Below are 23,735 nucleotides of genomic sequence, written 5' to 3' on the forward strand. Positions count from 1 at the left end.
CTTGCTGCTTTATTTTTCTCTATGATTTCAATAAAAACAGCAAACAATATGCAAAAATAAAAACGTACGGCTCAGCAAAACTGTACGCTAAGTTCAATAAAAAATGATGGGTTTATTGTGAGCCAATCTGAGAGAAACGTAAACTTAAAATGTATGGTTTGCGTGCGTTTATCAAGTCTGATTTAAAGAGAAATCCTCATTGACCGACAAACGCATAATCACTCATTGAATGATGTGCCGTGAAAAAAAATTGAATCGTGATCTAGCAAGAGCTTGATCTGCATTTAAGAAAAATTTGCCCCAAGTGCCAACTTAAAAGCTTAATGCCCTTTAGCAAAGGGATCATTGGACAGCTCAGACTCGCGATGTTGCTGCGCAAGCATTTGATGCTCAGGCACAGCTGGCTTTATGCCTAAGAAAACCATAACCCCTAAAACGGCAAGCACCCCGAATACAACAATGATTAACCACATGATCATACTCCCTTGACGCTACTTATATTGGTTTTTTGCTCTGATTGTGTTGATTATCAATACCATAACCATACAGCAAGAACATAACTACACCAACTTCCAAATTCCTTTAAGAAAAGCAGCTTTTTGGATAAAGCCACGCTTAACTCAAGAAAAATACTGAACATCCCCGATCACAGCTTAGTCACTTAAGCTACCAATATAATATGCACCTAATTCTAAAAATTTACCAGAGACGACAGCACAAATTTAATGATTAAATCTTTAAAAACATTCTCTTTAGTTCAGATTCAATATTTGCCAACTAGTCATCTTTCTCTTGTAAATTCGTCTTAAAATTAGACCGTGATCCATTTCACATTTTTGCAATGTCCTCTATTTATTCTGACGGAATACATGATGACTTTTGTAGATGCTGTATTTTCGATTGAACTTGTAGGTTATATGAACACTGTAAGTGTGAAGGGTGTTGGAGATGGATTAGTTTTAAGTTTTAAAACAACAAGCTCCTATGACTACCCAGAGCAATGTTGTCTAAAACACTATCGTTGTAATTATGTGAACCAGTTCACATAAACTATATACCGATTTTCATTTTCTCCATAGAATCAGGCAACAAGCGTAACCGCATGTAAAAGATATTATCGATATATCGCTTACATACTTAAAAGTAGATCATCGATCCTCTACAGACTCATTAAAGGACATTAAAAAATGAAAAAATATGGTGCAGAGTTCTTCGGAACATTTTGGCTGGTGTTTGGTGGCTGCGGAAGTGCAGTCCTCGCAGCGGGTTTCCCTGAACTGGGAATTGGATTTGCTGGCGTGGCGTTGGCATTTGGTCTAACGGTTCTTACAATGGCCTTTGCAGTCGGTCATATCTCAGGTGGTCACTTCAATCCTGCGGTTTCTATCGGTCTTTGGGCGGGTGGTCGCTTCCCCGCAGGTCAACTCCTTCCTTACATCATTTCCCAAGTACTTGGTGGTATCGCTGCGGCGGCAGTGCTATGGGTTATTGCCAGTGGCAAAGTCGGTTTTGATTCTACTCAAGGTTTTGCTTTAAATGGTTATGATGCAGGCTCGCCAGGTGGATATTCACTGACATCAGCATTGGTTGCTGAAATCGTTCTGACTGCGTTCTTCCTGATTGTGATCTTGGGTGCAACAAGTAAGCGCGCCCCTGCTGGTTTTGCACCAATTGCGATTGGTCTGGCGCTGACACTTATCCATTTAATCAGTATCCCAGTGACGAATACTTCTGTAAATCCAGCTCGTAGTACAGCAGTGGCTGTTGTCGCAGGGAATGCACTGGCGATTAAACAATTATGGTTATTCTGGGTTGCCCCGATCATCGGCGCGCTTCTGGGTGCAGGTGTTTATCGTTTTATTGGCAATAGTGACGACTAATGTCTTGCGATCCACAATAAAAAAAGGCTGCCAAAAGGTGGCCCTTTTTTATTATGGGTTCTTATTGGTGATTAGATTTATTATTCACTACTCTTTTTTGTCTACAACCCATCGCTTCTTCATACGATTCCATGCATATAAACCCGCAGCAAAGCTATTGTATAACAACCGCGATAGAATACTCAGAACCGGAAACCGAACTAACCTGGCAAGCCATTTTTGTCGAGGAGTTTCGGCCCATAAAACAGCAAAAGCATCCGCTCCAATTTTAGTAATACCCTCTTGATCAACAACATGTAGTCGCTCTCTCACCGACTCTTGCTCGGCATCAATGTCCTTAACTACATCCGGATTCTCATCAATATCAATCCACTCAACCTGCGCTGAGCAGGACTCCATGCGACGACGCTGATCCTTAATCCCCGCATCGCAAACGGGACATGCACTGTTGTAGTAGACTTTGACTTTACTCATGCTTCACTCCCAATTCGCTATAGATTGAATGTAGTGTTCCAAACATCGATGCAGCAAGCCTAGGTGCATCATCAGTCGATAAAGCTTGATGCACAACTGGAAGATGGACACTTGGGCATTGTGGGAAAAGATGATGCTCACGATGAAAATTAAAATTTACATCATGCAGTAAAATCTGATCTAACCAACTGACTGCATGAGATCGAACGTGACCAGATTGCTGAGCAACATCCACTAAACCGTGTTCAGCAATACCACGAAGCTGGCTAAAAAAAAGTCCAAAAGTGATAGCTGAAACAAATGGCAGAAATGCCAGAATGAAATGGCGACCAAACCCTGTGACAATGAGCAAAATCAAGATTTGAACTGCTGCAATAATAAATATTTTTCCAGTCCGTACGAGTCGAAATAAATTATGCGGTGCGCCGATACTCTCATGGAAGGTATCTCGCAAATTAAAACCCAGCAATGGTTTAATGATATGGATACGCATTTTTGAAGGGGTCATTGCACCAAGGTTATAATAATGAAAGCCCTGTGGATCGTCGGATGTTCCGAAGGTTCGATGATGTATCCAATGTTGGTGAGCAAACTCTTGAAAATCTATCCCTGCAACGGCGCCGAGGATCAATCCAACTTTTTTGTTTAAATGTCTGCTTTTAAATAAAGTGTAGTGAACACAATCATGCATGATGAGTGTAATACGATAAATCAATAAACCTATGAGTGGCATAATTAGCAGAGGAGCCATGGGAGACCAATCTGCAATATAAGGGCTAAACCATAATAATAAGAAAAGAGGCACGACATTTCTAAAAATGGCTAACCAACCAAAACGATCTGATGGGATGAGCCAATCTGGGTGTATAGCACTCATGTTTTCTTGCATCCTATTTTTATTAAAATTTTCCACAACCAATATCGCATAATAGTTAGCTACGGCACTAACAATCAAAGAAAATTTCTTCAAATATTAGCATCAACAACACATGCAATTAATGTTTCTTGGCGCTATTAAAGCGATAAAAAGGCCACCCAATAGGTAGCCTTTTATTCTAAAGTGTAAAAAATGGATCAATTCTGATTAAGCAACTTTCTCTTCAGCAACTGGTGCCCCAGAATAAATCCCCTCCAGCCCCTTATCCTCCCGATAATACTGTTCAGGACTAAAGACATCGACCTCAATAGCCTCCAGTCGTGCAGCAAGCGCCAAAGCGACTAAACCAGCTTCAGTTTCACTGATAATACCGAGTTTCTGCGCTTCGTCTGCCAACTCTTCAACAGATCCTCTGCGCAGTTTGTGCAGTTTTTGAGCCTCGTGAATCCGAGCCAAAATAGGTTCAACTTCACTCAACAAACGGAATGACTTCAGCAGACGTCCCAATCCTAGACTCTGGTTATCAGGTAAATGAATGCCCTCAATTAAACGCAGATACTGTTCATTATAGCGTTGGATGGTTTTGGCAGCTTCATGACTCATCGCATCACTTGGCGGGGTCGCAAGTGGATTTAGGCGCAGTGGTAGCGTCATAAAGAAACGTAGAATGCTGCCTATAAATCCATCAAAATTGGCATAGATCCCTTCAAAAGCTTTTTGTGTCTCAGACAGCGCATGGGTCAAAGCATAATCCACCAAAGGTAAATCTTCCTGCTTACGTCCTTCAGCTTCAAAGCGGCGTAGTGTTGCAGTACCCAGTAACATCCAAGCAAGGGCATCCGCATAGCGCCCCGTCAACTTACCACGGGCTTTAAGCTTGCCCCCTATCGCAAACATCGCCATATTGGTGAGGAACCCAAAGCGTGCACCTGCCCAGATCAAACGGCGATAGTAGGTTTTAGTCTCGGGTGCTACGTCTGGCACACTCGCAAAAATACCGCGAGTTACGCCATGGAAAAGCACGCGGAAAACACCAACAATAAACTGAATCATCCACGCGACCAAACTGCTTCGGAACTGCTTCACATCATCTTTCTCGACCGCATCGACAACTTTAAGCGCATAAGGATGACAACGTGTCGCCCCTTGACCAAAGATGATCAAGGTTCGAGTCAAAATGTTCGCACCTTCCACCGTAACGCCTACTGGCGCTGAACAATAGGTCTTGGCAAGGATATTGTTGGGCCCTTGCATGACACCGGCTCCAGCGCAGACATCCATACCGTCTTTACCCAATGCTTGAGAAATCTCAGTGGTATAAGACTTAAGCACTGCGGAAACAACTGGGGGATGAATGCCAGCATTGAGCGCGGAACAGCTAAACACGCGAGAAGCTTCGAGCAGATAGCTCAGTGCAGCAATCTTACCGACCTTCTCCTCTACGCCTTCCATCAGGCCAATCTGAATACCAAACTGCTGACGCACCATCGAATATGCGCCTGTTGTTGCAACGACAGCCTTTGACGCACCAATCGCACCAGCAGGTAAACTGACAGCACGCCCTCCTGCCAGCTGCTCCATCAGCATCCGCCAACCATTACCCGCATTAGCTGGACCACCGATAATATCGTGGACAGACACAACGACATCTTTACCGATCAGAGGCCCATTATCAAAGGACTCGCCCACGGGGTCATGATGATCACCTGAGCTAAAGCCCTCCACGCCTTTATGAATCAGCACTGTGGTAATCCCGATATCTTCGCCTTTGCCCAATAGGTTGTTCGGATCCGTCAACTTACATGCCAATGTCACTAAGTTAGATACGGGCGCCAAGGTAATATAGCGCTTACGGAAATTAAGTCGAATCTTGATATCACCGTTATCATCACGGAAAACTTCACCTTCGGCCTTAATACTGGCTGCATCAGAACCTGCGGTCGGTTCGGTCAAGCCAAAGCAAGGAACGTATTCACCACTGGCCAGCTTCGGTAGATAATTATTTTTCTGATCTTCAGTTCCATAATGCTTAATCAGCTCTGCGGCACCCAGCGAATTGGGAATAACGACATAAGTCCCTACCGTGAACGAATGAACATTGATCTTCGCCATAATGGTTGAGATAGCGAGTGGTGAGAATTCTTTTCCACCATACTGTTTTGGAATCAAAAAGCTCATAAAGCCTTGTGCTTTGATAAAGGCCAATACGTCGTCTGGAACTTTTTTGGTTCGCAAAACTTCATACTGATCGACCATGGCGATTAATTCTTCACATGGACCATCCAGAAAAGCCTGCTCCTCGGCATTGAGTAAGGAATAAGGCTGACGCAAAATCTCGTCAAAATCGGGCTTACCCGCAAAAAATCCACCGTCTATCCAAACATGCCCCGCTTCAAGCGCCTGACGTTCTGTATCGGAAATTTTGGGTAAGATTTTATTAGACTGCATCCACTTCATGATGAGAGAGAACATCGCTACACCTCTATGTTGAATCACTAAGTCACAAGAAAAAACTTTTATTGCTAATAATAAAAACTTAAAGACCAAGGGTTGATCAAAATGAAGACTATGCTTGGTGCACGCCGTGTATATCTGGAAAATGTCACTCAAGCAGAGTACACACCACCGTGGGTGGTTTAAAGAATAAAGCGGGGTTACAGTATCTATAAATGTAAGAAATTCTGTCGAATCAATTGAAAGTATACTGCAATTGACTAAAGACTAGCCGACTTGATTGTATAGCTTAGGAAAATTGTTGATGTTTGTTGTATCAGATGGTCAATGAAGTCAATTTGAATATCTAAGGCTGTGCATGCTGATTTTCAATCTTGTATGCTAGGCTGTGCTCCTTCTTGATCATCATAATGCTTACCATGTCCCGATATCGTCCTCTTGTTCTTCTTGGCGGTTCATTCGATCCGATTCATAACGGCCATTTATGGATGGCACATGAGGTTAATCAAGAGATTACAACTCAAGGCATACAAGCTGAAATTAAATTTCTGCCTACAGCAGGTTCCCCTTTTAAAAATACGGCAACGAGTACCAAACATCGCTTGGCTATGCTCAGACAAGCCCTGCGTGACACACCATTTTCAATTGATCGTACCGAAGTTAATTCACCGCCGCCGACTTACACGCTTGATACACTCACACTAATTCGTCAGCGTATTGGTCCCGATCGCCCGCTTATTTTCGTACTTGGTCAAGATAGTTTCGATAGTCTGCCACGCTGGAAAGGCGGCTATGAACTCCTTGAAATGGCACATTTATGGGTCTTTCCTCGCATAGAACACCAAGAGCAAGCGGTCTTGACGCTACCTGATGCACTCTTAGAAAAAAAAGCTTTAACAACGGAACAATTATTAAAAAAACCTCAAGGACTTCTTTTTATTGATGAAAAAACGCCCCCAGAAATCAGTAGCACGCTGATTCGTCAACATCTTGCAACATCTGAGCAGGTAAAATTGCTTAAAAAATCGCTTCCAACGCGTGTTATGGGGTATAATAAGAGCACCAAACTATATGGATTTACCTCCCCGTATGAATCTTGAACCTACTACAGGTCATTCATCCCCTGCCTCGCAAAGCAATTTAAACGCGGGCAACTTGAAACAAAACTCTTTAAAAGATCGCACCTTAAATGAGTCTGCAGCACCTGCAACAAATACTGCAAACCAAAATTCTTCAATGACAAGCGCACAAGAAGTTGCAGCTTGCCTTGAGGTTGTTCGTCTCGCTCTGGCAGATGTCAAAGCACAGAATGTCGTTGAACTGGATGTCCAAGGCATCAGCAATGTGTCTGATGTTTTGGTTATTGCCAGCGGCACATCGACCCGTCATGTCAAAGCATTGGCCAACAATGTCTCTGAAGAATGCAAAAAAGCAGGCTTCCGACCAATCGGCATGGAAGGTGAGCGTGATGCTGAGTGGATTCTAGTCGACTTCGGTCTAGTTGTCGTTCATGTGATGCTGCCTACTGCACGCACATTCTACGACCTTGAGAGTCTCTGGAAACCTAAAGCCTAATCAAAGCGTTATCTTGATCGCTGATATCAAACATTGATTGTCATACGAGCCGCACACGCGGCTCGTATTGTTTTATATTGCCTCTTTAATTCAAAAGATTCCTTACTAGAGAATATCCATGAAAATTCGCTTACTCACTATTGGTCAAAAGATGCCAGACTGGGTTCAAACGGGTTTTGATGATTACTTTAAGCGCGTTCAGCCACTCATCACCGTGCAACTGGTCGAGTTGCCTATGGCTAAACGGGGAAAGTCCGACTCAGCGGCGGAAATACACAAGTATTGCCAGATTGAGGGTCAAACAATTCTGAACAGTTTACAGCCTAGAGAGCGCCTGATTGCACTCGAAGTCGGTGGGCGCAATCTGAGCACCGAGAAGCTTGCAACGACAATGCAAAGCTGGATGCTGGACGGTTTAGATATCGCCTTAGCTGTTGGTGGTCCTGATGGGCTATCTGACGAAGTGCGACAAAAAGCGGAATGGCATTGGTCATTATCACCACTCACCCTGCCTCACCCGTTGGTCCGCGTGATCATGATCGAACAACTCTATCGCGCCATGAGCATCAATAATGGTCATCCTTATCATCGTGCTTAACTGCTGAGATCGCCCTTATTATGACTTACGCAACACTACCCGCCCTTTTTATCTCTCACGGCTCACCGATGATGGCGGTCGATGCTGGGCAGGCCAGTGATGCCATGTTTCGACTCTCCAATAATTTGCCACAGCCCAATGCCATTGTGGTCGTATCAGCGCATTGGCTCAGTGATACACTGGAAATCTCAACGGCCATGCGTCCCGAGACCTGGCATGACTTTAGCGGTTTTCCACCAGAGCTCTATCAAATTCGCTACCCTGCGGCAGGAAGTCCTGCGCTTGCTGAGCGGATTATTCATATTTTGGATTTAGCAGGAATTACTGCACACGGCAATGCGCTACGTCCTCGCGATCATGGTGTTTGGGCACCGCTACGACATTTATATCCTGATGCCAATATCCCTGTCGTACAGATTTCTATTCCAACCCACTACAGCCCTGCACAGCTTCGTGATCTGGGTAGAGCCTTAGTCAGCCTACGTGGCCAGCAAATTTTATTGATTGGCTCAGGCAGCATTACGCATAACCTGCGGGCTTTGTCTTTCCGTGATCCTCATGCAATGCCTGAAGACTGGGCTAAAAATTTTAAAAACTGGATGATTCAAAAACTCGGATCTCACAGTTATGACGATGTGTTGAACTGGAAAAATGAAGCTCCCTATGCCAAGCAGAACCACCCTACGGATGAACACCTTTTGCCTTTATTTTTCACCATGGGCGCGGGTGAACGTTTTAATGTGGTGCACTCCAGTTTCTCTATGGGGTCACTAGGTATGGATATTTATCGCTTTGATTAAATCCGAAAATGAAGCCCCAAAAAACAACACACAAAAATTTCCACATGTAAAATAATCCCCTGATCAAAGCTGAACTCGTTAAAATACTCCACCTTAAATAACAACCATCGCTTAACCATAGGCTCAACGAACCATCATGCACGCCGACCAAATTCAGCTCATTGCCCTTATCGATGCCGCACTACCACAATGGCAATGTGCACAATGTGGCACTCCCGGATGCTTGCCTTATGCTGAAGCAATCGTCAAAGGTGAAGCGATTAATCTCTGTGTGCCTGGTGGCGATCCCATGGTCAAAACCCTTGCGGCATTGACCAATCGTCCCATTGAACCCGTGGCTCTAGGCAGTTATCCCCTACTTGAAGATGGTCGCCCACAAGCAGTCCGCGCTGTCATTCGTGCGGATGAATGCATCGGCTGCACCAAATGTATCGATGCATGTCCGGTTGATGCCATCCTTGGCTCAGGAAAAATGATGCATACAGTGCTCACAGACTTATGTACAGGTTGTGAGCTCTGTTTACCGCCCTGCCCAGTTGATTGCATTGATATCATTCCTGTTGATCTCAGTGCATATCAAGGCAGTGCATTAACAGAATTGCGTGATCAACAGTTTAAGCAAGAACAGATTGATTTACGTCAGCGCTTTACGGCTAAACAACTCCGTGAAACTGCGAAACAATCCATCAAATTGTCTGCCTCACGATTCGCAAATCAGAATGCCATCTTGCCGACTGTCGTTCCAAATGCTGACGTGCTCCCTGCTGTAAAAGAGCACATTGCATCTGCTGAAACGTTCTCGACAGACAACAGCACGTCATCTATTGTGTCTGATCCAATCACTCAAATTCAGCTCGCAACGCTGCGTAGCCAGATCAAAAAACTAGAGAAACAACTCAGTGTCATGCCCAATAACGAGAAGAAAAAATCCGATTTAATCCAACTGCAGACCAGGCTCAGTCAGCTTACTCAAGAGTCGACATGAGTACCGCATTATGAAAAAAGCCAATATTGAAGAATTTTTTGCACGACTCAAAGCCCAGCGTCCTGAACCTCGCACTGAGCTTGAATACACCACTGCCTTTGAATTATTGATTGCCGTTTTACTGTCTGCCCAAGCCACTGATGTCGGCGTCAATAAAGCCACAGCAATCCTCTATCCTATTGCTAATACGCCTCAAGCTATTTTGGACATGGGATTGGACACACTCAAAACGTATATAAAGACGATTGGATTGTTTAATACCAAAGCGGTCAATATCATCAAAACCTGTCAAATCTTGGTTGATAAATATCAAGGCGAAGTTCCCAATACGCGCGAGGGGCTTGAAGAACTCCCGGGGGTAGGACGTAAAACTGCCAATGTTGTCCTGAACACCTTTTTTGGACAGCCAACCATGGCTGTCGATACGCATATCTTTCGCGTCAGTAACCGCACCACGCTTGCTCCCGGCAAAACCGTCGAGCTGGTCGAAGATAAACTCATTAAGGTCATCCCCAAGCACTACATCATGGATGCACATCATTGGCTCATTTTACACGGTCGCTATACCTGTAAAGCCCGCTCACCACTCTGCGGCGAGTGTATCGTCAGTGACTTATGCGGCTGGAAAGAACGATTTGATTATGGCGTTTCTAACCCTATTGAATCTTAAGCTTTAGAAATAATAAGGCCTGTAGCCAAAATCAATGACTACAGGCCCGAGACTTACAATGGTTGTATTAACCCTCTTGCAGTTGCTTGATAATCGCTGGATTTTCCAGTGTAGAAATATCCTGCGTAATCGCATCACCACGCGCAATCGACCGCAATAAACGACGCATAATCTTGCCACTACGTGTCTTCGGTAAGGCATCACTGAAACGTATATCCGCAGGGCGGGCAATCGCACCAATCTCCTGACCGACAAAGGCTTTCAGGGTCTTGATCATTTCAAGGGCAGCATCACCCGTTGGTCGCTCACCTTTCAGCGTCACAAATGCAACAACCGCCTCCCCAGTCACCTCATCAGGACGACCAACAACAGCCGCTTCTGCAACGAGTGGATTGGCAACCAATGCCGACTCTATCTCCATTGTCCCTAAGCGATGACCCGAAACATTCAGCACATCATCTGTACGACCGAGAATCCAGAAATAGCCATCCTCATCGCGCATGGCACTGTCACCCGCGACATAGCGACCGCCAAATTCCTCTGGGAAATAGGCGGTTTTAAAGCGCTCGGGATCACGCCACAATGTCCGTACCATCGATGGAAACGGACGTTCAATCACTAAGGTACCTGCTTCGCGAGGTGCCGTTGGGTGCAAGGCTTCATCCAGAATGTTGATCGACAGGCCAGGCAATGGGAACGCGCAAGAGCCGGGCTTGGTTGCCACAGCGCCCGGTAAAGGCGTCAACATTTGACTTCCAGTTTCGGTCTGCCACCACGTATCCACGATTGGACAACGGCCACCCCCTACCACATTGTAATACCAGATCCATGCTTCAGGATTAATCGGCTCACCCACACTTCCCAGCAAACGTAGCGAAGATAGATCATGCTTTGCAGGTAAATCGGCACCTAACTTAATCAGTGAGCGAATGGCTGTCGGCGCGGTATAGAAGATCGAAACCTTGTGTTTCTCTATCATCTGCCAGAAACGTGAAGCATCTGGAAAAGTCGGAACCCCTTCAAAAACCACCTGCGTGGCACCTGCTGCCAATGGCCCATAGGCCACATAGCTATGACCTGTAATCCAGCCCACATCTGCCGTACACCAAAATACATCATTGGGCTGCTGATCAAAGGTCCATTTAAAGCTTTGCAGTGCGCCAAGCAAATACCCTGCGCTAGAGTGCTGTACGCCTTTAGGCTTACCCGTTGAACCGGAGGTATATAAAATAAATAATGGATGCTCTGCAGAAACCCACACCGGCGGACAATCTGTCGTTTGTTGTGCAGTTAAATCATGCCACCAGATATCACGTGCTTGCATGATTGTTTCGGTTTGATCACGCGCCCAGACCACCACATGTTCAACCAAATTATTGGACTGTGCGACCGCCTCATCCACGGTCTTCTTCAGCTCGATGGGTTTACCGCCGCGATAGCCAATATTGGCCGTAATGACCACTTTGGCTTCCGCATCGATGATGCGTTCTGCAAGGCTCTTGGAGGAAAATCCTCCAAAGACCACAGAATGGATGGCCCCTAGTCGCGCGCATGCTTGCATGGCAACCACAGCATTGGCCACCATCGGCATATAGATAATGACCCGATCACCAGCAACCACGCCCAAAGACTTAAGCCCATTGGCAAATAGGCAAACACGCTCGTAGAGTGTTTGATACGTAATATATTCGGCAGAACCATCATCCGCTTCAGCGATTAAAGCCACTTTGTCAGGTTGTGTCCCGAGATGACGATCCAGACAATTGAAAGAGACATTAAGCGTGCCATCCGCAAACCACTGATAAAAAGGGGCCTGTGTTTCATCCAAACCTTGAGTAAAAGGCTTCTCCCATGTCAGTAACTCACGTGCACGGTGACTCCAAAATGCATCCAGATCAAGATCGGCTTCACGCTTGAGCTGGGCAAAGGTATCGGCATTAAGCGTTGTTTGAGCAAGGTAAGCTGCGCTAGGTGGAAACACGCGGTTTTCATGAAGTACGGAGGCATGGCTTTCAGTATTGGCTGTGCTGCTGACGGCTGTCATTGTTAAATATCCCTTGTCGACGAGTCGTTATCGATTGGTTATAAATTACCATAAAAAAGCACGCTGAATGGCGTGCCCAATAATAAGACATCATGACATAACAATAACTCAACAGCAGTCGCAAAAACTGACAATTTGAATGACTTAGCACATTAAACTAGTGCGGATTTGCCAATTTTGGAGGCACATCGGACTGCCCACGCCAGCGTAGAACACGCTGACGAATACCATCCATGCCAATAAAGACAATGGGCGTGGTATATAGGGTCAAAAGCTGACTCAAAATTAAACCACCCACAATCGCAATGCCCAATGGCTGACGCATCTCTGCACCATCACCATGACCAAGCGCAAGCGGGACTGCTCCAAGCATTGCGGCCATGGTTGTCATCATGATCGGCCTAAAGCGTAACTGACAAGCTTCATAAATCGCATCCCGCGCACTTAAACCTTGCTGGCGCTGCGCTTGCAATGCAAAATCGATCATCATGATGGCATTTTTCTTCACAATACCGATCAAGAGCAGAATTGCGATTAAGGCAATAATGCTAAATTCAGTGTTGAAGAGCATGAGGGCTAGTAATGCCCCAACACCTGCCGAGGGCAGGGTCGATAGAATTGTAATCGGATGGATATAACTCTCATAGAGCACGCCGAGCACGATATACATCGTGAGTAATGCCGCCAAAATCAACATCGGCTGAGAGTTGAGTGAATCCTGAAATGCCTTGGCATTGCCCTGAAAACTACCATGAACTGATGTGGGAACGCCTAAACGCGCCATCGTATCGTTAATCACAGCCGTTGCATCCGATAACGACTTACCTTGAGGTAAGTTAAACGAAATGGTTGTGGCAACAAATTGACCTTGGTGATTTACGGTAAGCGAAGTAAATGTCGGCTCATAATGGGCTACGGCAGATAGAGGAACCTGCTTCCCTGATGATGTAATCATGTAAATACTTTTCAAGGCCTCAGGGCTTTGCCAATATTCTGGCGCGACCTCCATAACCACATGATACTGATTCAACGGCATATAAATAGTCGATACCTGACGTTGACCAAAGGCATCATTGAGCGTTGAATCAACTTGTGAAACCATCAAATTAAGCCGCGCCAGCTCATCCCGATTCATTACCAGCGTCGTTTGTGAACCTTTTCCTTGCTGATCTGTGTTGACATCGGCAAGCACTGGAGACTTCGCTAATTCGGCTTGAATCTTTGGTGCCCACTCATTCAAGGTCGCAATATCATCCGCTTGTAAGGTGTATTGATACTGTGCCTGACTTGCTCGTCCACCTACTCGAATATCTTGTACGGCTTGCAAAAATAAGGTCGCACCCGGCTCATGGGCCAGTTTCTTACGTAGCCGTGCGATTACGGCATCCGCACTATCAGTGCGCTCGGACAGCGGCTTTAAGGCAATAAACATATTGCCGCCATTCACTTGCCCCCCTCCGGTAAAACCGACTACCGTATCTACATCGGGATCTTTTTTGACGATCAACATGAAGTCTTGTAGTTTCTGACGCATGGCCTGAAACGAGATACTCTGATCCCCTTGAATCTGCCCCATCAACCGTCCAGTGTCTTGCTGGGGAAAGAAGCCTTTGGGCACGATCACATAAAGATAGACATTCAAACCGACAGTAATGAGTAAGATCAAAAGCATAATGCCACGGTGCACAAGCGCCCAGGCCAAAGACCTGCGATAGCCATCGAGCAGATAGTTAAAGAAATTTTCACTAGCCTGAAAAAGCTTACCGTTTGGCTTCTTTTCCTTAATTGGGCGTAACAGCCGTGAACACATCATCGGTGTCAGTGTGAGCGACACAATGAGTGAGACCAAAATCGCCGCCGATAACGTCACGGCAAATTCATGGAAAAGCCGACCAATGATACCGCCCATCATCAGAATAGGAATAAATACGGCAATCAAAGAAATGCTCATCGAAACCACGGTGAAGCTGACTTCACGGGCGCCTTGTAAGGCAGCCGCCATCGGTTCCATCCCCTCTTCAATGTGACGGGTAATATTTTCCAAAACCACAATTGCATCATCGACCACAAAACCAGTGGCAACCGTCAACGCCATAAGTGACAGGTTATTCAGACTAAACCCTGCCATATACATAATGCTGAAGGTCCCGAGCAATGAAATGGGCACAGCCATGCTGGGAATTAAAGTCGCACGACCATTACGCAGGAATATAAAGACCACCATGATCACCAGACCAATCGAGATGATCAGCGTCTCCTCAACACTCTCTAACGAAGCTCGAATGGTCGGTGTGCGATCATTGGCAACTTTGACTTCAATTGCAGCTGGCATGGACGCCTGCATTTGCGGCAACAAGTCGCGGACACGTTGTACGGTCTCTAAAATATTTGCACCGGGCTGGCGGTTAATAATCACCAGAACTGAAGGTTCGCCTGCTGACATCCCCGCATTACGGATATTTTCAACCGAGTCGGTCACATTAGCGACATCCGATAGCCGGACAGCATTACCATTTTGATAGCTGATAATCAGAGGCACATATTCTTTTGCAGTTTTCGCTTGATCACTGGCATAAATCTGCCAATGTTGATCACCTTTTTCCAGCGAACCTTTAGGTCGATTGGCATTGGCACCTGCAAGTGTGGTGCGAACGGTCTCAAGCGCAATACCATATTTATTCAGCGCTGTTGGATTAAGCTCTACCCGCACGGCCGGCAGTGAACTCCCGCCCACACTCACTTGCCCCACCCCTTGAACTTGAGCGATCTTTTGCGCAAGAATCGTAGATGCCGCATCATACATTTGACCTTGGCTCATGGTTTTTGAGGTCAGCGCCAAAATCATGACCGGGGCATCGGCCGGATTAACCTTACGATAGCTTGGGTTACTCGGCATCCCTGAAGGCAGTAAGCTGCGTGCAGCATTAATCGCTGCTTGCACATCCCGTGCGGCACCATCAATATCACGATTGAGATCAAACTGCAGCGTCACACGGGTTGAACCCAGCGAACTGCTCGATGTCATCTCTGTAATACCCGCAATTCGCCCAAGCGATCGCTCTAGCGGGGTCGCAACCGTTGAGGCCATCGTTTCAGGTGATGCGCCAGGCAAAGACGCTTGCACAGATATGGTCGGATAATCGACCTGTGGCAGCGGGGAGACAGGCAGTAAATTAAAGGCCACAATCCCCGACAATGCGATGCCGAAGCTCAGCAGTGTAGTTGCCACTGCCCGCTTGATAAAAATCGCTGAAAAACTCATAGTGCGCTGCCGCCTGATCGTACCTGAGCATTTGATCGTTTCTCACGCCATGCGACAACACGTAAGCGAGCACGCTCAAAGGTCAGATAAATCACTGGGGTCGTAAACAAGGTCAACACTTGACTCACCAGCAGACCACCAACCATGGTAATCCCAAGTGGATGACGCAATTCTGATCCCACACCACTACCAATCATCAATGGCAAGGCACCAAGCAATGCAGCTAAAGTCGTCATCAAAATAGGACGAAAACGTAATAAACATGCCTGATAGATCGCCTCCCGCGGGGATTTCCCTTCGACACGCTCCGCCTCAACGGCAAAGTCGATCATCATAATCGCGTTCTTTTTAACAATACCGATCAGCAGAATCACGCCAATAATAGCAATGACGCTTAAGTCAGTCCCCGATAATAATAATGCTAACAGCGCACCAATCCCCGCCGAAGGCAATGTCGAAAGAATAGTCACTGGATGAATATAGCTTTCATACAATACGCCAAGCACGATATACATCACCACAATCGCCGCAAGAATCAGCCACAATTGATTGGAGAGTGCTGCCTGAAAAGCCAACGCTGCGCCTTGGAACTCCGTTTGAATGCTGGTCGGCATTGCAATCTCTTTCTCAGCGGCTTCGATTGCTTTGACGGCATCCCCAAGTGATGCGCCCTTGGCTAAATTAAAAGAGATTGTATTTGCTGGGAACTGACCCAAATGGTTAATGACCAGCGAGCTAGGCTGCTCAACCACGTGAGCAACAGTAGACAAGGGCACTTGACGACTGGATACACTCGTCGTTGTGCTGGTGGTCCCTGTGCTTCCCGATGAGGCGGATTGATTTGATGTTGTCGTGGTATTTGCAGTGACATACAGATCATTGAGTGAAATGGGACCGTTTCGGAATTCAGGCTTCACTTCAAGCACGACACGATACTGATTCGACTGTGTGAAAATTGTCGAAACCAGACGCTGTCCATAAGCACTGTACAGCGCACTATCAATGGTCGCTGGGGTAATCCCCAAACGCCCTGCGGCGTCACGATCAATATCGATATATGCTTGTAAACCTTTGTCTTGCTGATCGCTTGCCACGTCAGCCAGTTCTGGGATCTGACTTAAACGATCAACCAGCTTAGGCACCCAAGTTGCAAGTTCTGCTGGATCAGCATCCTGCAACGTGAACTGATACTGTGTCCGGCTCACCCGATCTTCAATGGTCAAATCCTGCACGGGCTGCATAAACAAGGTAATGCCTGAAACCTCGGCAATTTTAGGTTGTAGGCGACGGATCACATCCGATGCTGAGTCACGCGTACCATGCGGTTTCAGATTAATGAGCATCCGACCGCTGTTAAGCGAGGTATTGGTCCCATCGACACCAATAAATGAGGTCAGGCTGTCTACCGCTGGGTCTTTGAGGACTACATCCGCCAAAGCCTGCTGCCGTTCAGCCATTCCTTCAAAAGAAATAGATTGCGTGGCATCAGAAATGCCTTGGATGACACCTGTATCCTGTAAGGGAAAAAATCCTTTAGGTACGACAACATAGAGTAATACCGTAATCAACACGGTTACCGTTGCGACAATCAAGGTGAGCCCTTGGCGATCCAGCACCCAGGTCAACATCTTGCCATAACGGGCAATCACACGATCAAAGAAACGGCCACTGGCATGATAAAACCGCCCCTGCTCTGCCTCCGGCACATGACGGAGCAGCTTGGCACACATCATCGGTGTCAGTGTCAAAGATACAACCGCTGAAATTAAAATCGCTACCGCAAGGGTAATCGCAAACTCACGGAATAAACGTCCGACCACGTCACCCATAAAAAGCAACGGAATCAAAACAGCAATCAAGGAAATGGTCAGAGAAATAATCGTAAAGCCAATTTGCTTGGAACCTTTGAGTGCGGCTTCAAGCGGCGTATCGCCCTCTTCAATATAGCGAGAGATATTCTCGATCATCACAATAGCATCATCGACCACAAATCCCGTTGCAATCGTTAGTGCCATTAAAGTCAGGTTATTAATGGAAAAACCTGCCAGATACATGACACCAAAGGTACCGATCAAGGATAAAGGCACTGCAATACTGGGAATAATAGTCGCTGAAACGCTTCTTAAAAAAACAAAAATCACCATAACCACAAGCACAACAGCCAGCATCAACTCAAACAATGTATCCGTGACTGATGCACGAATAGTCGTGGTTCGATCGGTTAGGACTTCAACATCCAGTGACTGTGGCAAGCTTTGCTTGAGCTGAGGCAGTAATTGATTGATTCGATCAACCACATCAATCACATTAGCACCGGGCTGGCGTTGAATGTTTAAAATCATCGCTGGCGTCTTATTCGCCCATGCAGCTAGATGCGTATTTTCAGCACCATCAATCGTATCGGCGACATCGGATAGACGTACTGGTGCACCATTACGATATGCAAGGACGAGATTCTTATATTCTTCTGCTGATTTGAGTTGATCATTGGCATCGATCGTTGAGGCCCGCATTGGCCCATCAAAACTCCCTTTCGCCTGATTGGTATTGGCATTTCCAATCGCGGTACGCACATCATCAATATTCAAACCATAAGAAGCCAGTGCTGTCGGATTGGCTTGAATACGAACAGCTGGACGCTGCCCGCCCGATATACTCACCAAACCCACACCCGGAATCTGAGAGATCTTCTGCGCCAAACGTGTATCGACCATATCCTCAACTTGCGGTAAGGTTAGCGTTTTTGATGAGATCGCGATGGTCAGTATCGGTGTATCAGCTGGGTTGACCTTACTGTAAATCGGCGGCATCGGCAGATCAGTTGGCAGTAAGTTGTTACCCGCATTAATCGCTGCCTGTACTTCTTGCTCAGCAATATCAAGACTCAAAGACAAATCGAACTGCAAGGTAATCACCGATGCACCGCCTGAACTGGTCGATGACATCTGTTTTAAGCCGGGCATTTGTCCAAATTGGCGCTCAAGCGGCGCCGTAATTGAAGACGTGGTGACGTCAGGGCTTGCACCCGGATATAAAGTCACCACTTGAATCGTCGGATAATCGACTTCCGGTAACGCAGAAATTGGCAATAAACGATAGGCCATGAAGCCTGCAAGTAAAATCGCAAGCATCAACAGGGACGTCGCTACAGGACGTAAGATAAATATGCGTGATGGATTCATATCAGCCTCCGACTACGAGGCTGTCTGATGACGATGACCGTGGTGCGCGCCGCCACCCGCTGCGCCTTGAGCTTCCCCTCCAGTCTGAGGCTGGATGACTTTAACCTTGCCACCATCCTTCAACTTGTCCGCACCGTCAAATACCACCTGCTCTCCAGCTTTAACGCCGCTGATCACACCGGTATTGTCACCATCCACTGAGCCAAGCGTTACAGGGCGGGCTTCTACAGTGCTGTCTCCATTTACCACAAAAACAAAAGTCCCTTTGGCACCGCGCTGAATCGCGGCAGAAGGCAGTAACGTTACATCATGCTGTGTTTCAACCAGCATGCGAACATTCACAAATTGGTTGGGATATAAATTCTCAGAGGTATTGGCAAACTCAGCTTTGAGCTTCAATGTGCCTGTCGTGGCATCGATGCCATTGTCTAAACTTTTAAGGACACCACTGTCTAACTTATTTTTCTGAGCACGATCCAAAGCATCCACGCTCAGTGTTTTCCCATTATGAACTTGTTTTAAGACGCTTTGGACATTGTCTTCAGGGATCGAGTAGGTCACATTAATAGGCTGAAATTGATTGATCACCACCACCCCATTCGCATCTGAAGCATGAACAATATTACCCACATCCACTTGGCGTAAACCCAAGCGACCACTAACTGGTGCTGTCACACGAGAATAGGTCAAATTCAAACGAGCACTATCCACTTGGCCCTGATCCGATTTAACCGTACCCTCATATTGTTTGACTAATGCCTGTTGTTGATCGACTTGTTGTTGGGATACTGAACCTTGTTTAACCAATGATTGATAACGTACCAGATCCTGACGCGCACCAATCAATTGGGCTTGATCGCGAGCCAGTTGTCCTTCGGCTTGAGTTAGAGCGACCTGATAAGGACGTGGATCAATTTGTAGTAGTAAATCCCCTTTTTTGACGATCTGACCTTCATTAAAATTAACTGAAATCAATTCACCATCCACTCGAGGATGGACTGTCACTGAACTCCGAGGCACGACACTGCCCAATGCTTCGATATACACATTCAAATCACCAGAGGTCAAAACCTTGGTTTGTACAGGCATCGGTTGATTCATGCCTGGCCCACCTCGTTTTCCTTGACCACCAGCGGCTTTATTTGCAGCTCCCGCAGGATGAAAATGGCGCCAAGTGAAGCCAATAATCAGCACAACGATCAGGACAAATAATGCCCATTTAGCCCATCTTTTCCAAGCAGGCTGTGGGGCTTTGGACGGGAGATTCGATGGAGAATTTGGCTGTGGTTCAATAGACATAATAAGTCCAATTAAAATCGGTCGGGTCAAAAATTTAGAATGAAACCGTTCTTATGCTTCGCAATCAAATCGAAGAAAATAGGGCAAAAAAAGAAGCAGGCCACAATAAAATTTCTTTAAAAATAGTGCAATCCAGAATATAGACTCGCTTTACACAATTTTATCAATTCAATATGACTGTAAGAGCTTAAGAAAAAAGAGGTCTCTTGTACTCACGAGATACGGAAAACCAGAATGTGCTCCCTGCAGAACACACAAAATTTCAAACAAGATATATCATCTGCCAATCATGACAACACAATCAGCAGAAAATATGGAGAAGGCTTAATGTTATGTAATATCAAGCCTTAATCATTATTGTAAGTCGTAACATTAAGCAAAGTTTTATGCTCAATGATTAAGCAAAACGTCCTAACCCCACAGCCTTACGAAGACGAGCCATAAACGGTGTGGCTTCATCACGGGCGCGCTCAGCACCACGAATAAGAACTTGCTCAATATAAGCAGGATTTTGCATCAACTCGGTATAGCGAGCACGCGGCTCACTCAATACGCCATTCAGATATTCAAACAATTCATTTTTGGCTGCGCCCCAACCGATCCCCTCTAGATATTTCACTCGCATTGCTGCAGTTTCATCTGCTGTCGCAAATGCAGAATAAATCTCGAAGAGAGAACAGGTATCAGGGTCCTTTGGTTCACCTGGTTCAAGTGAGTTGGTTGTAATCTTACGTACGAGCTTCAACAATTCTTTTTCGGTCGAAAACAGTGGGATGGTATTGTTATAGCTTTTAGACATTTTACGCCCATCGAGTCCCACAAGCACATCGGTCGTTTCATCGACAACAGCTTCAGGGAGCGTAAAAAACTCTTCTTTGAACAAATAATTAAAACGCGTAGCAATATCACGTGCCATTTCGATATGTTGAATCTGATCACGCCCAACAGGAACTTTGTGCGCATTGAACAGCAGGATATCGGCAGCCATCAACACGGGGTAGCCAAACAGACCCATGGTGACGCCCTTATCGTCATCCTGTCCCTCGGCCTGATTGTCTGCAACTGCGGCTTTATAAGCATGTGCGCGATTCATACGACCTTTATCACAGACACAAGACAGTAACCACATCAGCTCAGTTGTCTCAATCACATCAGATTGACGATAAAAAATTGCATTATCAGTATTTAAACCTAATGCCAACCAAGTAGCAGCGATCTCTAGACGTGACTGTTGTACACGTGCGGGGTCTTGGCTTTTGATCAAGGCATGCAAATCTGCCATGAAATAGTAAGACTGAACATTGGGATCAAGACTGGCTTGAATTGCGGGGCGGATAGCGCCGACATAATTACCGAGATGAGGAGTACCCGTGGTGGTGATACCCGTAAGAACACGGGTTTTGCTTGCTGTATTGGTCATGGAAAGTCGGATCTTTATCTATCAAATTTCAAGTCTTGCAAGTGTAGCCTGAACTCGAAGCGAAGGCGATAACTAGTCCTCAGCATTTCTGTTGATTGTCTCCCATGCTTTGTATACAGCGATCTCTTCTCTACCATCTTTTCTATATCAAAAATAAACAGTTTACTCTGCTAAAGCTTGAAAACATCACATCGAACCCCACCCTTATAGCAACCCAAATTTAAAGCGGGTGCTTAGCCGCCCGCATTGATGTCAACACTACTTAAAAAGAGGTCGTTCAATGGATACGTCAAACGAAACTACTCCTTCCAATAAAAGTAAGAGCTACAGCTTTCAAGCTGAAGTCGCTCAATTACTGCATTTAGTCACCCATTCGCTCTACTCCAACCCAGAAATCTTCCTGCGCGAGCTGGTTTCAAACGCGTCTGACGCGTGCGACAAACTGCGCTTTGAAGGCATTAACAATGCGGCACTGTTTGAAGATGCGCCGAATCTGTCTGTACGCGTGTCATTTGATACTGAAGCCAAAACCATCACCATCACCGACAATGGCATTGGTTTAAGTCAGCAAGAAGCAATCGACAATTTAGGAACTATCGCTAAAAGCGGTACACGTGACTTTGTCAGCAAACTCAGCGGCGATCAGAAATCGGATGCACAACTGATTGGTCAATTTGGAGTTGGTTTCTACTCTGGATTTATCGTGGCGGACAAAATCACTGTCGAGTCGCGTCGTGCAGGCTTAAGTCATGCCGAAGGTGTGCGCTGGATCAGTGGTGGAACCGGTGATTTTGATGTTGAAACCATTGACCGTGCTGCTCGCGGCACCAGCATTACGCTGCATCTACGCGAAGACGCACTGGAATATTTAAATGGCTGGAAACTAAAAAGCATCATCAATAAATACTCTGACCACATCAGCCTTCCTATCCTGATGCAAAAAGAGGTCTGGCAAGAAAGTGAAGTCGAGGGTGAACCTGGTCATATGGTCAAAACGGATGAATGGGAAACCATCAACTCCGCAAGCGCGCTATGGACCCGTAATAAAAAAGACATCACTGAAGAACAATACATTGAGTTCTACAAACAGCTTAGCCGCGATCAAGAGGCACCACTAAGTTGGAGTCATAACCGCGTCGAAGGCAGCACTGAATATACGCAGTTGCTCTATATCCCAGCAAAAGCACCACATGACTTATTTAGTCGCGATGTCAAAACTGGGATTAAGTTGTATGTCAAACGCGTCTTCATCATGGATGAAGCAGAAAGCTTGATGCCGATGTACTTGCGCTTTATTAAAGGGGTCATTGATAGCGCCGACTTACCATTGAACGTTAGTCGTGAACTTTTGCAAGAAAGCCGTGATGTCAAAGCAATTCGCGAAGGCAATACCCGTCGCGTTTTATCCATGCTCGAGACACTATCCTCAAGCACTGACTCTGCAGACCAAGAGAAATATGCGAAATTCTATGCCGAATTCGGTTCAGTACTGAAAGAAGGTTTAGGTGAAGACTTTAGCAATAAAGATAAAATCGCGAAACTACTGCGCTTTGCCTCGACTACGCATGATGAAGCCAGCGTTTCATTTGCTGACTACAAAGCGCGTATGAAAGAGGGTCAAGATGCTATCTACTACATTACTGCTGAAACGCTTGCTGCCGCAAAAAATAGCCCGCAACTTGAACTGTTCAAGAAAAAGGGCATTGAAGTTTTGCTCATGGCAGACCGTGTCGATGAGTGGGCGCTGAACTTCCTTAATGAATTTGATGGCACTCCACTGCAAAGTGTCGCAAAAGGTGCGGTTGATCTCGGCAAACTGCAAGATGAAGATGAGAAAAAAGCTGCGGAAGAAGCTGCGGAAACCTTCAAGCCTTTACTTGAGAGATTATCTACATCTCTGAAAGATAAGGCTAAAGAAGTGCGTGTCACGACACGTCTTGTTGATAGCCCCGCCTGTTTGGTTGGAGCAGATGGTGATATGTCCAGTCAACTAGCACGTATGCTGAAACAAATGGGACAACAAGCCCCAGACATCAAACCCATTCTTGAAATTAACCCAGAACATGCTCTGGTTAAAAAACTGGAAGGTTCTACTACTCACTTTGATGATCTTGCCCATATCATTTTTGATCAGGCATTATTGGCCGAAGGTGGATTACCTGAAGATCCAGCCGCCTACGTCAAACGCGTGAGTGCATTGCTGGTTTAAATCTTG

At 46.0% G+C, this 23,735-nt stretch carries 17 protein-coding genes; 8 read left to right on the plus strand and 9 right to left on the minus strand.

Annotation, left to right across the window (positions count from 1 at the left end):
* Window positions 1–320: 320 nt before the first annotated feature.
* The gene (locus HYN46_RS17265; protein ID WP_162818150.1) at window positions 321–473 is read right to left on the minus strand and encodes a hypothetical protein; all 153 of its coding nucleotides are present in this window, start codon (window positions 471–473) and stop codon (window positions 321–323) included.
* 714 nt (window positions 474–1,187) lie between these two features.
* On the opposite strand from HYN46_RS17265, the gene aqpZ reads away from it, so the two are divergent.
* Complete coding sequence (gene aqpZ / locus HYN46_RS09965) at window positions 1,188–1,880, plus strand: aquaporin Z (protein ID WP_114899246.1); 693 nt, start codon at window positions 1,188–1,190, stop codon at window positions 1,878–1,880.
* 87 nt (window positions 1,881–1,967) lie between these two features.
* Here the strand turns inward: aqpZ and HYN46_RS09970 are convergent, their stop codons facing one another.
* The 3 genes from HYN46_RS09970 to HYN46_RS09980 form a co-directional block, all read right to left on the minus strand.
* Window positions 1,968–2,354, minus strand: coding sequence for a thiol-disulfide oxidoreductase DCC family protein (locus HYN46_RS09970; RefSeq protein WP_114899247.1), 387 nt, complete (start codon window positions 2,352–2,354; stop codon window positions 1,968–1,970).
* Window positions 2,347–3,324, minus strand: coding sequence for a fatty acid desaturase family protein (locus HYN46_RS09975; protein WP_162818151.1), 978 nt, complete (start codon window positions 3,322–3,324; stop codon window positions 2,347–2,349). The genes HYN46_RS09970 and HYN46_RS09975 overlap by 8 nt, the downstream gene beginning before the upstream one ends.
* Before the next feature lie 114 nt (window positions 3,325–3,438).
* Window positions 3,439–5,703, minus strand: a complete 2,265-nt coding sequence (locus HYN46_RS09980) for an acyl-CoA dehydrogenase (RefSeq protein ID WP_210009129.1) — start codon at window positions 5,701–5,703, stop codon at window positions 3,439–3,441.
* A 392-nt stretch (window positions 5,704–6,095) separates the two neighbouring features.
* On the opposite strand from HYN46_RS09980, the gene nadD reads away from it, so the two are divergent.
* The 6 genes from nadD (at window position 6,096) to nth (ending at window position 10,313) form a co-directional block, all read left to right on the plus strand.
* Entirely contained in the window at window positions 6,096–6,785 is a 690-nt protein-coding gene (gene nadD, locus HYN46_RS09985) for a nicotinate (nicotinamide) nucleotide adenylyltransferase (RefSeq protein ID WP_114899249.1), read from the plus strand.
* Window positions 6,786–6,921: 136 nt separating this feature from the next.
* Window positions 6,922–7,260, plus strand: coding sequence for a ribosome silencing factor (gene rsfS, locus HYN46_RS09990; protein ID WP_114900707.1), 339 nt, complete (start codon window positions 6,922–6,924; stop codon window positions 7,258–7,260).
* A 118-nt stretch (window positions 7,261–7,378) separates the two neighbouring features.
* Complete coding sequence (gene rlmH / locus HYN46_RS09995) at window positions 7,379–7,858, plus strand: 23S rRNA (pseudouridine(1915)-N(3))-methyltransferase RlmH (protein ID WP_114899250.1); 480 nt, start codon at window positions 7,379–7,381, stop codon at window positions 7,856–7,858.
* A 20-nt stretch (window positions 7,859–7,878) separates the two neighbouring features.
* Entirely contained in the window at window positions 7,879–8,658 is a 780-nt protein-coding gene (locus tag HYN46_RS10000; RefSeq protein ID WP_114899251.1) for a DODA-type extradiol aromatic ring-opening family dioxygenase, read from the plus strand.
* A gap of 136 nt (window positions 8,659–8,794) precedes the next feature.
* Window positions 8,795–9,643, plus strand: coding sequence for an RnfABCDGE type electron transport complex subunit B (locus HYN46_RS10005; protein WP_114899252.1), 849 nt, complete (start codon window positions 8,795–8,797; stop codon window positions 9,641–9,643).
* Between the two features lie 10 nt (window positions 9,644–9,653).
* A complete protein-coding gene (nth, locus tag HYN46_RS10010) occupies window positions 9,654–10,313 on the plus strand; it encodes an endonuclease III (protein ID WP_114899253.1) in 660 nt (219 codons plus the stop codon).
* A 67-nt stretch (window positions 10,314–10,380) separates the two neighbouring features.
* On the opposite strand, the gene acs is transcribed toward nth, so the two are convergent.
* The 5 genes from acs to trpS all read right to left on the minus strand — a co-directional run bounded on the left by acs (window position 10,381) and on the right by trpS (window position 21,520).
* A complete protein-coding gene (acs, locus tag HYN46_RS10015) occupies window positions 10,381–12,357 on the minus strand; it encodes an acetate--CoA ligase (RefSeq protein ID WP_114899254.1) in 1,977 nt (658 codons plus the stop codon).
* Between the two features lie 157 nt (window positions 12,358–12,514).
* On the minus strand, window positions 12,515–15,619 hold the full coding sequence (locus tag HYN46_RS10020) for a multidrug efflux RND transporter permease subunit (protein WP_114899255.1): 3,105 nt from the start codon (window positions 15,617–15,619) through the stop codon (window positions 12,515–12,517).
* Window positions 15,616–18,801, minus strand: coding sequence for an MdtB/MuxB family multidrug efflux RND transporter permease subunit (locus tag HYN46_RS10025; protein WP_114899256.1), 3,186 nt, complete (start codon window positions 18,799–18,801; stop codon window positions 15,616–15,618). The genes HYN46_RS10020 and HYN46_RS10025 overlap by 4 nt, the downstream gene beginning before the upstream one ends.
* A gap of 12 nt (window positions 18,802–18,813) precedes the next feature.
* Entirely contained in the window at window positions 18,814–20,100 is a 1,287-nt protein-coding gene (locus HYN46_RS10030) for an MdtA/MuxA family multidrug efflux RND transporter periplasmic adaptor subunit (protein ID WP_114899257.1), read from the minus strand.
* A gap of 397 nt (window positions 20,101–20,497) precedes the next feature.
* Window positions 20,498–21,520 (minus strand): tryptophan--tRNA ligase, encoded by a 1,023-nt coding sequence (trpS, locus tag HYN46_RS10035; RefSeq protein ID WP_114899258.1) that lies wholly within the window; start codon window positions 21,518–21,520, stop codon window positions 20,498–20,500.
* A gap of 280 nt (window positions 21,521–21,800) precedes the next feature.
* On the opposite strand from trpS, the gene htpG reads away from it, so the two are divergent.
* Window positions 21,801–23,729 carry a molecular chaperone HtpG gene (gene htpG, locus HYN46_RS10040; RefSeq protein WP_114899259.1) on the plus strand — a complete coding sequence of 643 codons (1,929 nt, stop codon included), beginning with the start codon at window positions 21,801–21,803 and terminating at the stop codon, window positions 23,727–23,729.
* Window positions 23,730–23,735: the final 6 nt, after the last annotated feature.

The sequence above is a fragment of the Aquirhabdus parva genome (genome assembly GCF_003351745.1).
Taxonomy (GTDB): domain Bacteria; phylum Pseudomonadota; class Gammaproteobacteria; order Pseudomonadales; family Moraxellaceae; genus Aquirhabdus; species Aquirhabdus parva.

Coding starts and splice junctions, on each gene's coding strand:
- HYN46_RS17265 (WP_162818150.1), bottom strand. CDS start 473: ATGTGGTTAATCATTGTTGTATTCGGGGTGCTTGCCGTTTTAGGGGTT.
- aqpZ (WP_114899246.1), top strand. CDS start 1,188: ATGAAAAAATATGGTGCAGAGTTCTTCGGAACATTTTGGCTGGTGTTT.
- HYN46_RS09970 (WP_114899247.1), bottom strand. CDS start 2,354: ATGAGTAAAGTCAAAGTCTACTACAACAGTGCATGTCCCGTTTGCGAT.
- HYN46_RS09980 (WP_210009129.1), bottom strand. CDS start 5,703: ATGTTCTCTCTCATCATGAAGTGGATGCAGTCTAATAAAATCTTACCC.
- nadD (WP_114899249.1), top strand. CDS start 6,096: ATGCTTACCATGTCCCGATATCGTCCTCTTGTTCTTCTTGGCGGTTCA.
- rsfS (WP_114900707.1), top strand. CDS start 6,922: ATGACAAGCGCACAAGAAGTTGCAGCTTGCCTTGAGGTTGTTCGTCTC.
- rlmH (WP_114899250.1), top strand. CDS start 7,379: ATGAAAATTCGCTTACTCACTATTGGTCAAAAGATGCCAGACTGGGTT.
- HYN46_RS10000 (WP_114899251.1), top strand. CDS start 7,879: ATGACTTACGCAACACTACCCGCCCTTTTTATCTCTCACGGCTCACCG.
- HYN46_RS10005 (WP_114899252.1), top strand. CDS start 8,795: ATGCACGCCGACCAAATTCAGCTCATTGCCCTTATCGATGCCGCACTA.
- nth (WP_114899253.1), top strand. CDS start 9,654: ATGAAAAAAGCCAATATTGAAGAATTTTTTGCACGACTCAAAGCCCAG.
- acs (WP_114899254.1), bottom strand. CDS start 12,357: ATGACAGCCGTCAGCAGCACAGCCAATACTGAAAGCCATGCCTCCGTA.
- HYN46_RS10020 (WP_114899255.1), bottom strand. CDS start 15,619: ATGAGTTTTTCAGCGATTTTTATCAAGCGGGCAGTGGCAACTACACTG.
- HYN46_RS10025 (WP_114899256.1), bottom strand. CDS start 18,801: ATGAATCCATCACGCATATTTATCTTACGTCCTGTAGCGACGTCCCTG.
- HYN46_RS10030 (WP_114899257.1), bottom strand. CDS start 20,100: ATGTCTATTGAACCACAGCCAAATTCTCCATCGAATCTCCCGTCCAAA.
- trpS (WP_114899258.1), bottom strand. CDS start 21,520: ATGACCAATACAGCAAGCAAAACCCGTGTTCTTACGGGTATCACCACC.
- htpG (WP_114899259.1), top strand. CDS start 21,801: ATGGATACGTCAAACGAAACTACTCCTTCCAATAAAAGTAAGAGCTAC.